A 13,155-nucleotide genomic window follows, 5' to 3' on the forward strand; every position below is an offset into this window, starting at 1 on the left:
GTCATTGTCTTAAACAATGCATCCGGACGCGGGATGGAGCAGCTTGGTAGCTCGTCGGGCTCATAACCCGAAGGTCGTAGGTTCAAATCCTGCTCCCGCAACCACATTTAGATTGAACGCTTTAGCGGTCGATCATGCGATACTAGCTCAGTTGGTAGAGCGCAACCTTGCCAAGGTTGAGGTCATCGGTTCGAACCCGATGTATCGCTCCATTTTCTTATCAAGAGAGTGGATACAGTTAATATCGCTCTTTCTAATGCTGTGAAAGCATAAATCCCAAATAAACATTAAAAATTCACCCTTCGGTGGATATTTTTTTGTCTTTATCTTTTCAATAACCATTGAAATGCTACTTATACACACGGTGATCTGATGATTTACTGTGGTCTTTGTATATTCGTTAACAGACTTATCCACAAAAAATTAGCTGTGGATAAGTTGGTTGATAAGGTGTTTTGTTGTGTGTGTTTGATTTTTCGTTTAAAAGATCTTTTTGTGGCAAATAGGTTGTCATATCGGAAGGGATTTCTTTATCTTATTGTTTTTTAAGGGTTTGGTTGGTTTTTATTCGACATTCCCCCTCTGTATTAAAGATCATTAACTTGTTGTTTTTTGATCCTAATCATTTCTTTAGACTGTGTTTAACTTTTCTAAGCGTATATCAAACCGTCGCTATTAAATTTATTGTCCACATTTGTGGTTTTGAGATGAATATCAAATATTGAGAGAGGGTTTTGTGCAAAAGACAGCCTTAATCAAGCTCGAAATTAGGCGTCCCTTGGTAAACCTTTTTGAACGATACGAATAAGCCTCTGTTTTTTCGTGCTATGGCGGGCGCTATCTACTGGAAGCTGCTGTAGCTGTTGTTGAATAGCCCACTGAATATGAGTATCCAGAACATCACTTAGCCCGAACCGCGACTCTAAAGCTTCTACAATCGCAAGCTTGTACGGAGCATTACCTAATGCGATAGAGATGTTGCGTAGCCACTGTAGATGTCCGATACGACGAATCGCGGAACCTTCCATTTTTTTGAGAAACATATCTTCATCCCAACTAAATAGCGAGAGAAGATCGGGTTCTTCAAATGAGGTTCGGCGGTGGAAATCCGTTTGGTCTGTTAAATCAGAAAATCGATTCCACGGGCAAACTAGCTGGCAATCATCGCAACCATAAATACGGTTTCCAATCGCGACTCTAAACTCTTCAGGAATCACACCATCAAATTCAATGGTTAAGTATGAAATGCAGCGGCGACCATCAACGACTTTCTCATCGACGATAGCGTTAGTTGGGCACGATGTGATGCAGGCTTTGCATTTACCGCACTCATCTTCGCTTGGGGTATCAACAGGCAGAGGAAGATCGATCAGTAGCTCTCCTAAGAAGAACCAAGAGCCCGCTTCTTTATCTAATATGAGTGAGTGCTTTCCTGTCCAGCCGAGCCCCGCCTTTTGAGCCAATGGCCTTTCAAGGATTGGTGCTGAATCAACAAAAGGGCGATGCCCAAACTGTCCGACTTCTTGCTCAATAAGCTGTCCTAACTTTTTGAGTTTGCTGCGAACCAATTTGTGGTAATCACGCCCGAGTGAGTATCGACTGATATACCCAAGGTTAGGATCACTCAAGTTAGAAGCAAACATAGCTTCAGGTGGCAGATAGTTCATTCTTGCGCTGATGACTCTTACCGTTCCCGGTAACAGTTCATCTGGTCGAGCTCGCATCATGCCATGACGCGCCATCCAATCCATATCTCCGTGGTAACCATTATCTAACCACTTCTGTAATGGACCTTCATGTTCTCGTAAATCAACATCACAGATCCCTACCTTTTGAAACCCTAATTCACGGGCCCAAATTTTAATTTGAATCGCTAGTTGCTCGTAGTTCATGAGTGGATTGCTCTGAAAAAATGGGCTCGGATCTTAACGGATCTTCAGCATAGAATCTAGAATCATTCATTGAGTTAATCACTTTTGCTAGAGAAAATGGCGATTAACGAAGGAAAGTCATGAGTATAGTAAATAAAGTGACATTTTTACGGATTACTTACACTTGATATCTTGTCTCTCAAAACCAACAAGGTTTACTATTCGTACTCTTTTGATTTTTATATAGTCGACAGTCAATATTTAGAGAATGTATCTATGAGCACAAAACAATTCACCTTGAAAGATGAACAGGCAACCATTCAAATGGGCAATGCGCTTGCTGGCATTTGTTCTCAACAAACAACCATTTATCTACATGGTGATCTTGGGGCTGGAAAAACAACATTTAGCCGTGGATTTATTCGCGCTCTTGGACACGATGGTAATGTAAAAAGTCCAACCTATACCTTAGTGGAACCTTATCAGTTAGCTGACTGGCAAGTGTATCATTTTGACTTATATCGTCTTGCTGATCCTGAAGAGTTGGAATATATGGGGATTCGTGATTATTTCACTGACGATGCTATTTGCTTGGTAGAGTGGCCAGAAAAAGGGCAAGGGCTATTACCGCAAGCGGATTTAGATATTGAATTACGTTATGACGACCAACAGCGAGTGGCGTTATTAACGGCAAATAATGATTATGGTCGAGTTTTATTAAGTCAATTGGAGCTATGTTGATCAGCATACGAATTCCAGCAGTTGTTATTGCTGCTATCACCTTCTTACTTAGTTTCTCAACTTTAGCGTCTGCCAATGCGCTTGAAGGGCTACGAGTGTGGCCCTCTCCAGATGAAACTCGTGTTGTCATTGATTTGAAATCTGAGGCTGATTTTAGCTATTTTACTTTAAGTAGCCCCAGTCGCTTAGTGGTCGATCTGAAAAAGACATCATTAAGCACAAAGTTACCGCTTGTGGTCTCAGATAGCCCAGTGTTGTCAAAAGTGAGAAAAAGCAGCGCTCCAAGTAAGGGGACGTATCGCCTCGTTTTCGAATTAAAGAAGCACTCAACGCCAGAGTTATTCAAACTCAGCCCGACCCCAGGTGGCCAATATGGGCACCGTTTAGTGGTCGATTTTCCACATGGCAAAACAACAGTTAAAGGCAAGGCGCCATCGAAGCCTGTGGTGAATAAAGACATCTCACAGATTCAGCGCAAAAAAGATATTCTGATTGTGATCGACCCCGGTCATGGCGGAGAAGATCCCGGTTCAATCGGGCCATCTCGAAAATACGAAAAAAACGCGACATTAAGTATTTCAAAGAAGATTGCAGCACAGTTAAATGCGATTCCTGGTATCAAAACACGTCTAACACGTAACTCGGATTACTTTGTGAACCTGAACCGTCGTGTTGCGATTGCGCGTGAAAATGATGCTCATTTGCTGATCTCCATTCATGCTGATGCCTTTACTACGCCTAAGCCGCGTGGTGGTTCTGTGTTTGTGTTGAATACAAAGCGTGCCAATACCGAAATTTCGCGTTGGGTCGAAAACCATGAGAAACAGTCGGAATTACTGGGTGGTACGGGAACGGTTCTCACTAAGAATATTAATGATAAAAATGTAAACCAAACCTTGCTTGATTTACAGTTTAACCATTCTCAGAAAGAGGGGTATAAGCTGGCGAAATCTATTTTATCTGAGATGGGAAAAGTCGCTAAACTGCATAACTCTAAGCCGATTAATACCAGCTTGGCTGTTTTACGCTCACCGCAAATCCCTTCAGTTTTAGTGGAAACTGGCTTTATCTCTAATCCAACTGAGGAGCGTTTACTTTTCCAACGTTCTCACCAAGATAAATTAGCGAGGGCGATTACCCAAGCGGTGGTTCGTTATGTTCAAGCTAATCCTCCAGAGGGAACCATTTTAGAGGCTCAAGGAAAAGCGGTTAAGCATAAAGTCAAAGCCGGTGAGTCGTTATCGGTTATCGCAAAGCGTTACGGGACATCGGTAGCCACAATAAAATCCGCTAACCGATTAAAATCGTCCGGCTTAGCTGTTGGGCAAGTATTAACGATTCCGGGATACTCCATGCCGACCGTTGTGCCTAAAGCGAAAAACCCAATAGAGACGAAGACGGTGACGCATATCGTTCGAAAAGGGGATTATTTAGGCAAAGTAGCAAAACGCTATAAAGTGAGTGTCGCGAGCATTAAACGAGAGAACCGACTTAAATCGGACACGTTGAAGTTAGGGCAAAAACTAAGAATTACAGTGAGTTTGAAAGATCTTCCGCTTAGAAAACACAAAGTTAAACGCGGTGAATTTTTAGGTAAGATCGCCACTAAATATGGTGTTACGGTAAATAGCCTTCGCCAAGCGAATAAGTTGCGCTCCGATTCACTCGCGGTTGGCCAAGTGCTAATCATACCGAATAAGTAGGCGGCTTCTTACGATGACAATTAAAATATTACCCGCCCGGTTAGCCAACCAAATTGCCGCAGGTGAAGTGGTAGAAAGACCAGCCTCAGTCGTGAAGGAGTTGGTTGAAAATAGCTTGGACTCAGGTGCGACTCGAATCGACATCGATATTGAGAAAGGCGGAGCTAAGCTCATTCGGGTGCGCGATAATGGTAAAGGCATTGTAAAAGATCAATTGGCTCTGGCGTTGAGTCGACATGCGACCTCTAAGATTCATACTCTTGATGATCTTGAAGCTATCATTAGTTTAGGCTTTCGTGGAGAAGCGCTAGCCAGTATCAGTTCCGTTGCTCGCCTGACGATGACTTCTCGACCTGCCACGCAAGATCAAGCTTGGTCGGCGTACAGTGAAGGCCGAGATATGGCGGTAAAATTACAGCCAACGGCTCACCCAATTGGCACCTCTGTTGAAGTATTGGATCTCTTCTTTAACACGCCTGCTCGCCGTAAGTTCTTACGCACTGAAAAAACAGAATTTACCCATATCGATGAATTGCTTAAACGCATTGCTTTAAGTCGTTTTGATGTGACGATCAATCTTCGTCATAACGGGAAAATGATCCGTCAATACCGAGCATCAAAAAACGATCTCCAAGCAGAGAAGCGTATTGCAGCTGTGTGTGGGGCCTCTTTTGTTCGTCATATGCTTAAAATTGAGTTGGAGCATCAAGGGCTAAAGCTTCATGGTTGGGTAACGACGCCTGAAGGGGCGAGGCAACAAAGTGATTTGCAGTACTGCTATGTGAATGGTCGAATGATGCGTGACAAGCTGATTAATCACGCAATTCGACAAAGTTATGCCACCAGTTTGAAGCCTGAGCAGTTTGCTACTTATGTTCTGTTTATCGAGATAGATCCTCATCAAGTCGATGTGAATGTACACCCTGCAAAACATGAGGTTCGCTTTCATCAAGCTCGCTTAGTGCATGATTTCATTTATCAGGCTTTAACTAGTGCTTTGGCACAAAGTGAACATATTGACGAGCCTAGAGTCACAGAATCAGCCTTTCATCAGGAGGAGTGCGAGACTCAGCGTGCTGAGGTGGCAGGTGCAGAGCTTTCTGCATCCGAACGTGCAGCAGAAGTGATAGATCAAATGCCTTCTTACCCCGGTAAAGCTGAGAGTGAACGATCGCCTTCGGTTGCTGATGGAGTGAGTGAATCTTACCCGAATCGAGATTGGGTAACTAAACCTCATCATGCAACCCAAAACCCTCAGCCTCATAGCACTAAGAATCTAAGTTCTGGTTCTCAAAGTTCGTCGCATCAAAGCTCATCGTATCAAAGCTCGTCGCATCAAAGTCCATCGTCTCAAAATACAGCGCTTTCTAAAGATAAGCGTTACCACGCTCAACCTGCGCCATCAAAGCAAGAAGTACACGCTTACCATCAGTTAATGAAAACGACTGAAGGTGAAGGTGCGTTTCAGGATCCAAAAGATCAGAATGAAGTCGTTACTGATGGGAAGGCGAGCTCTGAGGCGAAGAATCAGCAAGAAATTGTCGAATTAGGCAAAGCACTCTGCGTTGTTGAGCAGCAATATTTGGCGATGGGCTCAAAATCGGGTTGTTTGCTCGTATCACTGATTCGTGGTGAGTGGCTGCGAGTTAGAGGCCAACTTAATACAAGTGTGAATCCCTTAACGAGCCAACCACTGTTAGTGCCGTTATCGATAAAGCTTGGTAAAGATATGATCGCGCTGGTTGAAGCGAATCAATCTTTATTAGGGACATTTGGTATCCAGCTTAAAGCCAGAAATTACGAAACAATACTGGTTATGGGGGTTCCGCAGCCATTAAGGCAGCAAAACCTACAACAGTTGATCCCAGATCTGTTATCTTATCTGCTCTCAGACGATCAAATTAATACCGATTCGTTAGCTTCTTGGCTGGCAAATCAAATAACACAAGTAAAAAGCAGCTACACTTTATCTGAAGCAATTCAAATTGTTGCGGAACTCGAACAGCTTTGGCAAGGTCAATTACCATTAGACGATATAGATTTCGTTAAACCGGTTGATTTTGCAGCCACCGTTGCAGCATTTAAGCGGTAAACAGTAAGCTATTGATTAAAAATATAAATAAAAAAGTGAACATGAATCAGAAGTTACCTTTAGCGCTATTTTTAATGGGGCCAACAGCATCAGGAAAAACGGATCTTGCGATACGTTTACGCCAAAAGTATCCAGTCGAAATTATCAGTGTGGACTCTGCATTGATCTACAAAGGGATGGATATTGGAACCGCGAAACCTGATGATCAAGAGCTCGCGCTTGCCCCTCACCGTTTGATCGATATATTAGATCCTAGCGAAGCGTATTCTGCCGCCGATTTTCGACGCGATGCATTGGAAGCAATGAATGATATTGTTTCTGAAGGTAAAATACCGTTATTGGTTGGCGGTACAATGCTATATTACAAAGCATTACTTGAAGGTTTATCACCACTTCCAGCGGCCAACCCTGAAATACGTCATCAAATAGAACAACAAGCGCTGGCGAATGGCTGGGCAGCGTTACATGATGAATTAAAAGCGATCGATCCTGTATCTGCAGAAAGAATTCATCCAAATGATCCACAAAGGTTGTCTAGGGCATTGGAAGTTTACCGAATTTCAGGTAAAACTCTAACTGAGCTTACTCAAGTGAAAGGTGAAAGCCTGCCATTTAGAGTAAAACAATTTGCGATAGCTCCCAAGGAAAGGGCAGAACTCCATCGTCGTATTGAATTACGTTTTGATAAGATGCTAGAGGCTGGGTTTGAAGATGAAATGCGTACTTTGTATGCCCGAGATGATCTTCATCCAGATCTTCCATCGATTCGATGTGTTGGATATCGACAGATGTGGGACTATTTAGATGGGCAGTGCGATTTAGATGAAGCGGTATTCCGTGGTGTCTGCGCTACTCGTCAATTGGCCAAGCGACAAATCACCTGGTTACGCAGTTGGGATGATTTAACTTGGTTAGATAGCGAAAACATTGAACAAGCGTTAGAAACTCTTTCAGATGCAATAGCATCCGATTGAATTAGCTGTGTATAATGTGATCGTTTTTGCGTGAATATACCCTGAAGGATCTGTCATTAAGATTTAACAATGATCCTTAATTCTAAATGACAATAGGGTGTTTATTATTCATTTAGCTCAGATGCAAAGGCCGCACACTTTTTAGTGCACCACTAGCTAAATAATTACAACTAAAAAATCAAATAAGGAAAATAAAATGGCTAAGGGGCAATCGCTACAAGACCCATTCTTAAATGCTCTACGACGTGAGCGCATTCCAGTGTCTATCTACCTTGTGAATGGCATTAAGCTACAAGGTCAGATCGAATCTTTTGATCAATTTGTGATCTTGCTGAAAAATACAGTTAACCAAATGGTATACAAACATGCGATTTCAACTGTTGTCCCAGCTCGAGCAGTGAGTCACCATACTGCAGAGCGTCCAGCAGATCGCCCTCAAGAGAAGTCTGAAGATTAATATTCAAATCTCAAAAGTAATAAGGAGTTGGTTGCTTGTTTGACCGTTATGAAGCCGGCGAACGAGCCGTACTTGTTCATATCAACTTCACGCAACAAGGTGAGTGGGACGATCTCAGCGAGTGTGAAATGCTGGTGTCTTCTGCTGGGGTGACGACGCTACAAGTTGTGACGGGTAGTCGTCAGTCACCACACCATAAATACTACGTTGGAGAGGGGAAAGCTCAGGAAATCGCCCAAGCTGTACAGCTAACGGGTGCTGATGTGGTGATATTTAACCACGCCTTATCTCCAGCCCAAGAACGTAACCTAGAAATGTTGTGCAAATGCCGAGTGTTGGATCGTACCGGTTTAATACTTGATATTTTTGCTCAACGAGCTCGGACACATGAAGGGAAATTACAGGTTGAGCTTGCTCAGCTTCGTCATATTTCAACTCGATTAATCCGTGGTTGGACCCACCTTGAGCGACAAAAAGGTGGTATTGGTTTACGTGGTCCGGGTGAAACGCAGTTAGAAACCGATAGACGTTTATTGCGTGAGCGAATTAAAGCGATCCTTCGCCGTTTAGCGAAAGTGGCGAAGCAGCGTGAGCAAGGGCGGCGAGCTCGAAATCGAGCAGAAATCCCAACCATTTCATTGGTAGGTTATACCAATGCGGGTAAATCGACACTGTTTAACTGCATTACTGAAGCGGGTGTGTATGCAGCAGACCAATTATTTGCGACGTTAGATCCTACATTGCGTAAGATCGAATTAGCTGATGTTGGGCCTGCGATTCTCGCGGATACTGTTGGTTTTATTCGTCATTTACCTCATGATTTAGTTGCAGCATTTAAAGCAACATTACAAGAAACGCAAGAAGCTGACATTTTGTTACATGTTGTTGATGCCAGTGATGAGCGTTTTCGTGAGAATATTCAAGCGGTTCATGATGTACTAGAAGAGATCGATGCCCATGAGGTACCTTCTTTAGTCGTGATGAACAAGATCGACAGCCTTGATGATCAAAAACCTCGTATTGAAAGAGATGAGGAAGGCTTGCCTCGTACCGTTTGGGTTTCTGCTATGAATGGCATAGGTATGGATCTTCTATTTGAAGCTCTAACTGAACGCTTAGCGAAGCAGATGGTACAGTATCAGTTACGAATTCCACCTCAATATCAAGGTAAAATTCGTAGCACATTCTTCGAGTTAAAGTGTATTCAACAAGAAGAATATGATACAGATGGTAACTTGTTGATAGATATTCGAATGCAACAAGTGGATTGGTCTAGGATTGAAAAAAGAGAAGGGGCAGTTTTGAGTGACTTTATCGTTACCGAAAGGACTGCTACAGTATAACGTCATATCAAATGATGGAGCTTTCTAATGGCGTGGAATGAGCCTGGTAATAACAACGGCAATAACGGCCGCGATAATGACCCTTGGGGTAATAAAAATAATCGCGGTGGCCGAGATCAAGGACCGCCAGACCTAGATGAAGTTTTTAATAAACTGAGTCAAAAGTTGGGTGGCAAGTTTGGTAAGAAAGGTGGCAATGGCCCGAGTATTGGTGGTGGTGGCGCAATTGGCTTAGGTCTAATTGCTGTCGTTGCGATTGCGGTATGGGTATTTTCTGGTTTCTATACAATCGGTGAAGCTGAGAGAGGGGTAGTCCTTCGCCTTGGTAAATACGACCGTATTGTTGATCCTGGCCTAAACTGGCGTCCTCGTTTCATTGATGAATACGAAGCGGTAAACGTACAAGCAATTCGTTCATTGCGAGCTTCTGGCACAATGCTAACGAAAGATGAAAACGTAGTAACAGTAGAAATGGGCGTTCAATACCGTGTTGCGGACCCATACAAATACTTGTTCCGCGTAACAAGTGCTGATGACAGCTTACGTCAAGCAACTGATTCTGCACTACGTGCCGTGATCGGTGATTCATTGATGGACAGCACGCTAACAAGTGGTCGTCAATTGATTCGTCAAACAACACAAGAGACTCTAAACAGTATCATTGATAAATATGATATGGGTCTTATCGTTGTCGACGTTAACTTCCAGTCGGCTCGTCCGCCTGAAGAAGTTAAAGATTCATTTGATGATGCGATTGCTGCGCGAGAAGATGAAGAACGTTTCATTCGTGAAGCTGAAGCGTACAAGAATGAGATTTTACCGAAAGCAACTGGTCGTGCTGAGCGTCTGAAAAAAGAAGCGCAAGGTTACACTGAACGCACGGTAAATGAAGCTCTTGGTCAAATAGCTCAATTTGAAAAATTACTACCAGAATATCAAGCGGCACCAGAGGTTACTCGTAACCGTCTGTACCTTGATACCATGGAAGAGGTGTACACCAACACTTCTAAAGTGCTTATTGATTCAGAATCAAGCGGCAACCTACTGTACTTACCGATTGATAAGTTAAGTGGTCAAGATAGTGATAGTTCGAAACGTAAGGCTAAATCGTCTTCAACTTATGACAGCATTGAACTTGAATCTCAACGTGTTGATACAACCAAAGAGACTCAAAATCGTTCAACTAATTCACGTCAAGGGAGATACTAATAATGCGTAAGTTAATGATCCCTGTATTGGTCGTTGCGTTAGCGATTATGTTGATGTCACTGTTTGTTATTCCTGAAGGTGAGCGTGGTATCGTGATCCGTTTCGGTCGTGTGCTTAAAGATACCAATGATGTCGCGGCTCGTATTTACGAACCAGGCTTGCACTTTAAGATGCCAATGTTTGATCGCGTGAATCGTCTTGATGCTCGTATCCAAACGATGGATGGCCGTTCAGATCGATTTGTAACGTCTGAGAAAAAAGACGTTATCATTGATACCTACGTGAAATGGCGTATTGAAGATTTTGGTCAATACTACCTAGCAACAGGCGGTGGTAATGTTCAGACGGCAGAAGCTCTACTAGAACGTAAAGTGACTGATGTGCTGCGTTCTGAAATTGGTTCTCGTGAAATCAAACAGATTGTTTCAGGTCCTCGTAACGATAAAGTTCTGCCTTCTGATGAAGATGCAGCACTGATTCCAGAGGCTTCAAAAGAGGCACTAGAAATTGATGGTCAGCGCGATATCATTATGGATAACGTACTTGCTGATACCAGTGAAAGTGCTCTGACTGACTTAGGTGTGAGAGTAGTTGACTTCAGAATGAAGAAAATTAACCTGCCTGACGAAATCAGTGAGTCAATCTATAAGCGTATGCGTGCTGAACGTGAGTCGGTTGCTCGTAAGCACCGTTCTCAAGGCCGTGAGAAAGCAGAAGTTATTCGTGCTCAAGCTGAACTTGAAGTGGCAACGGTACTTGCAGAAGCAGACAGAACTGCGCGTGTAACACGTGGTGATGCCGATGCAAAAGCAGCTGCTATCTATTCAAGTGCTTATAGCAAAGATCCTGAATTTTATGGATTCTTACGTTCATTGAAAGCATATGAGAAGTCTTTTGGTTCTAAGAGTGATATCTTAGTTCTTGATCCAAAGAGTGATTTCTTCAAGTACATGAATGACGCAAAAGGTGTTACTTCTAAGTAATGACTAATCGTATTCAGTATTAAGTAAAGAAGGTTCCGTAAGGGACCTTTTTTGTATCTGTTGATTTATTATGGTCATTATTTTTAAATAGTTGGTGGGGTGCTGTATGTCGAACTCGATTTGGTTAGCGATAGGCTTGGTTTTAATTGTTGAAGGGCTTGGGCCGTTGATCGCTCCTAATGGATGGAGAAACATGGTGGCTCAGTTGAGTGAGCAACCAGACAATCAATTACGCCGTATTGGTGGCTGCTTGGTTGTTGCTGGAGCGGTTATCGCGATAATGATGAGTTAAATGAGGCGATTAATTTCTGTCCGCTTATCAAATCCTTATCAACGAAGATTCTAGAATGCTTAAAAAATGACTGCAAGAAATGTGATTCAGTGCTAGAATCCATTTTTAATTAGCAACAGAATTGGAAAGATGGGAAATAACGTAGTCGTGCTAGGCACCCAATGGGGTGACGAAGGTAAAGGTAAAATTGTTGACCTTTTAACTGAAGATGCAAAATACGTGGTTCGCTACCAAGGCGGTCACAATGCTGGTCATACTCTTGTCATTGACGGTGAAAAAACCGTTCTTCACTTAATTCCATCAGGTATTCTTCGCGATAAGCTTAAGTGCGTTATCGGTAACGGTGTTGTTCTATCACCAGAAGCCCTGATTAAAGAGATGAAACCTTTAGAAGAGCGCGGCATCCCTGTTCGCGAACGTCTTTTCATTTCTGAAGCATGTCCTCTAATTCTTCCTTACCACATTGCTCTAGACCAAGCGCGCGAAATCGCTCGTGGTAAAAAAGCAATTGGTACAACTGGTCGTGGTATCGGTCCAGCTTATGAAGATAAAGTTGCTCGTCGCGGTCTTCGTGTTGGCGACCTATTCGACAGAGAAGCATTCGCTGAGAAACTAAAAGAAGTGATGGAATACCACAACTTCGCATTAGTGAACTACTACAAAGCGGAAGCGGTAAGCTACGAAGAAGTTCTAGAGCAGGCGATGGGTTATGCCGATCTACTGACTTCAATGGTTATCGATGTAACTGACGAACTAGATGCTGCACGTAAGCGCGGTGATAAAATCATGTTTGAAGGTGCACAAGGTACTCTACTAGATATCGACCACGGTACTTACCCGTACGTAACGTCTTCTAATACTACTGCTGGTGGTGTTGCTGCTGGTTCTGGTTTCGGACCTCGTCACATTGGTTACATTCTTGGTATTGCTAAAGCTTACTGTACTCGTGTTGGTTCTGGTCCATTCCCGACAGAGCTATACGACGGTCTAGAGAAGCAAGATCCAGTAGGTAAGCATCTAGGTGATGTTGGCCATGAGTTTGGTGCAACAACTGGTCGTTTACGTCGTACAGGTTGGTTCGATGCTGTGGCAATGCGCCGTGCAATCCAAATCAACTCAATTTCTGGCTTCTGTCTAACTAAGTTAGACGTACTAGACGGTCTTAAAGAACTTAAGATTTGTACTGGCTACCAGATGAAAGATGGTTCTATCCTAGAAGTTTCTCCAATGGCTGCTGAAGCATTTGAAGAAGCGACACCAGTTTACGAAACTATGCCTGGTTGGTCTGAAAATACTTTTGGTGCAACATCTCTTGATTCGCTTCCACAAGCGGCTTTAGATTACATCAAACGTATCGAAGAGCTAACTGGCGTTCCTGTTGATATCGTATCAACTGGCCCAGACCGTAACGAAACAATTGTTAAAGTTCACCCATTTGGTGCTTAATAGTTGATATCTAAGATGAATAATAAAAGCCGGCTTAATTAGCC

The 13,155-nt window shown here is 43.0% G+C and carries 11 protein-coding genes and 2 tRNA genes; 12 read left to right on the forward strand and 1 reads right to left on the reverse strand.

What is annotated here, in order from left to right; all coding sequences use genetic code 11:
• The first annotated feature begins 27 nt into the window (after nucleotides 1-27).
• Nucleotides 28-104, forward strand: a tRNA-Met gene (locus FCV43_RS05410).
• A gap of 32 nt (nucleotides 105-136) precedes the next feature.
• Nucleotides 137-212 (forward strand) — tRNA-Gly (locus FCV43_RS05415).
• A gap of 555 nt (nucleotides 213-767) precedes the next feature.
• Here the strand turns inward: FCV43_RS05415 and queG are convergent.
• Nucleotides 768-1,892 carry a tRNA epoxyqueuosine(34) reductase QueG gene (gene queG / locus FCV43_RS05420; RefSeq protein WP_136994220.1) on the reverse strand — a complete coding sequence of 375 codons (1,125 nt, stop codon included), beginning with the start codon at nucleotides 1,890-1,892 and terminating at the stop codon, nucleotides 768-770.
• Nucleotides 1,893-2,147: 255 nt separating this feature from the next.
• On the opposite strand from queG, the gene tsaE reads away from it, so the two are divergent.
• The 10 genes from tsaE (at nucleotide 2,148) to FCV43_RS05470 (ending at nucleotide 13,111) form a co-directional block, all read left to right on the forward strand.
• Nucleotides 2,148-2,612 (forward strand): tRNA (adenosine(37)-N6)-threonylcarbamoyltransferase complex ATPase subunit type 1 TsaE, encoded by a 465-nt coding sequence (gene tsaE / locus FCV43_RS05425; RefSeq protein ID WP_017051374.1) that lies wholly within the window; start codon nucleotides 2,148-2,150, stop codon nucleotides 2,610-2,612.
• A complete protein-coding gene (locus FCV43_RS05430; RefSeq protein ID WP_136994221.1) occupies nucleotides 2,606-4,315 on the forward strand; it encodes an N-acetylmuramoyl-L-alanine amidase in 1,710 nt (569 codons plus the stop codon). The genes tsaE and FCV43_RS05430 overlap by 7 nt, the downstream gene beginning before the upstream one ends.
• Before the next feature lie 13 nt (nucleotides 4,316-4,328).
• The gene (gene mutL, locus FCV43_RS05435; protein ID WP_136994222.1) at nucleotides 4,329-6,407 is read left to right on the forward strand and encodes a DNA mismatch repair endonuclease MutL; all 2,079 of its coding nucleotides are present in this window, start codon (nucleotides 4,329-4,331) and stop codon (nucleotides 6,405-6,407) included.
• Between the two features lie 41 nt (nucleotides 6,408-6,448).
• Nucleotides 6,449-7,381, forward strand: coding sequence for a tRNA (adenosine(37)-N6)-dimethylallyltransferase MiaA (gene miaA / locus FCV43_RS05440; protein WP_136994223.1), 933 nt, complete (start codon nucleotides 6,449-6,451; stop codon nucleotides 7,379-7,381).
• A gap of 196 nt (nucleotides 7,382-7,577) precedes the next feature.
• Nucleotides 7,578-7,838 (forward strand): RNA chaperone Hfq, encoded by a 261-nt coding sequence (gene hfq / locus FCV43_RS05445; RefSeq protein ID WP_017051378.1) that lies wholly within the window; start codon nucleotides 7,578-7,580, stop codon nucleotides 7,836-7,838.
• 35 nt (nucleotides 7,839-7,873) lie between these two features.
• The gene (gene hflX, locus FCV43_RS05450) at nucleotides 7,874-9,181 is read left to right on the forward strand and encodes a ribosome rescue GTPase HflX (RefSeq protein WP_017051379.1); all 1,308 of its coding nucleotides are present in this window, start codon (nucleotides 7,874-7,876) and stop codon (nucleotides 9,179-9,181) included.
• A 27-nt stretch (nucleotides 9,182-9,208) separates the two neighbouring features.
• On the forward strand, nucleotides 9,209-10,390 hold the full coding sequence (gene hflK, locus FCV43_RS05455; RefSeq protein WP_136994224.1) for an FtsH protease activity modulator HflK: 1,182 nt from the start codon (nucleotides 9,209-9,211) through the stop codon (nucleotides 10,388-10,390).
• A gap of 2 nt (nucleotides 10,391-10,392) precedes the next feature.
• Nucleotides 10,393-11,373 (forward strand): protease modulator HflC, encoded by a 981-nt coding sequence (gene hflC, locus FCV43_RS05460; RefSeq protein WP_136994225.1) that lies wholly within the window; start codon nucleotides 10,393-10,395, stop codon nucleotides 11,371-11,373.
• 106 nt (nucleotides 11,374-11,479) lie between these two features.
• Complete coding sequence (locus FCV43_RS05465) at nucleotides 11,480-11,665, forward strand: DUF2065 domain-containing protein (protein ID WP_017051382.1); 186 nt, start codon at nucleotides 11,480-11,482, stop codon at nucleotides 11,663-11,665.
• Nucleotides 11,666-11,794: 129 nt separating this feature from the next.
• Nucleotides 11,795-13,111, forward strand: a complete 1,317-nt coding sequence (locus FCV43_RS05470) for an adenylosuccinate synthase (RefSeq protein WP_136994226.1) — start codon at nucleotides 11,795-11,797, stop codon at nucleotides 13,109-13,111.
• Nucleotides 13,112-13,155 lie beyond the last annotated feature (44 nt).

This window comes from Vibrio genomosp. F6 (assembly GCF_005146325.1).
GTDB classification, from domain to species: domain Bacteria; phylum Pseudomonadota; class Gammaproteobacteria; order Enterobacterales; family Vibrionaceae; genus Vibrio; species Vibrio cortegadensis.

Coding starts and splice junctions, on each gene's coding strand:
- tsaE (WP_017051374.1), top strand. CDS start 2,148: ATGAGCACAAAACAATTCACCTTGAAAGATGAACAGGCAACCATTCAA.
- mutL (WP_136994222.1), top strand. CDS start 4,329: ATGACAATTAAAATATTACCCGCCCGGTTAGCCAACCAAATTGCCGCA.
- FCV43_RS05465 (WP_017051382.1), top strand. CDS start 11,480: ATGTCGAACTCGATTTGGTTAGCGATAGGCTTGGTTTTAATTGTTGAA.
- hflK (WP_136994224.1), top strand. CDS start 9,209: ATGGCGTGGAATGAGCCTGGTAATAACAACGGCAATAACGGCCGCGAT.
- hflC (WP_136994225.1), top strand. CDS start 10,393: ATGCGTAAGTTAATGATCCCTGTATTGGTCGTTGCGTTAGCGATTATG.
- miaA (WP_136994223.1), top strand. CDS start 6,449: ATGAATCAGAAGTTACCTTTAGCGCTATTTTTAATGGGGCCAACAGCA.
- FCV43_RS05470 (WP_136994226.1), top strand. CDS start 11,795: ATGGGAAATAACGTAGTCGTGCTAGGCACCCAATGGGGTGACGAAGGT.
- hfq (WP_017051378.1), top strand. CDS start 7,578: ATGGCTAAGGGGCAATCGCTACAAGACCCATTCTTAAATGCTCTACGA.
- queG (WP_136994220.1), bottom strand. CDS start 1,892: ATGAACTACGAGCAACTAGCGATTCAAATTAAAATTTGGGCCCGTGAA.
- FCV43_RS05430 (WP_136994221.1), top strand. CDS start 2,606: ATGTTGATCAGCATACGAATTCCAGCAGTTGTTATTGCTGCTATCACC.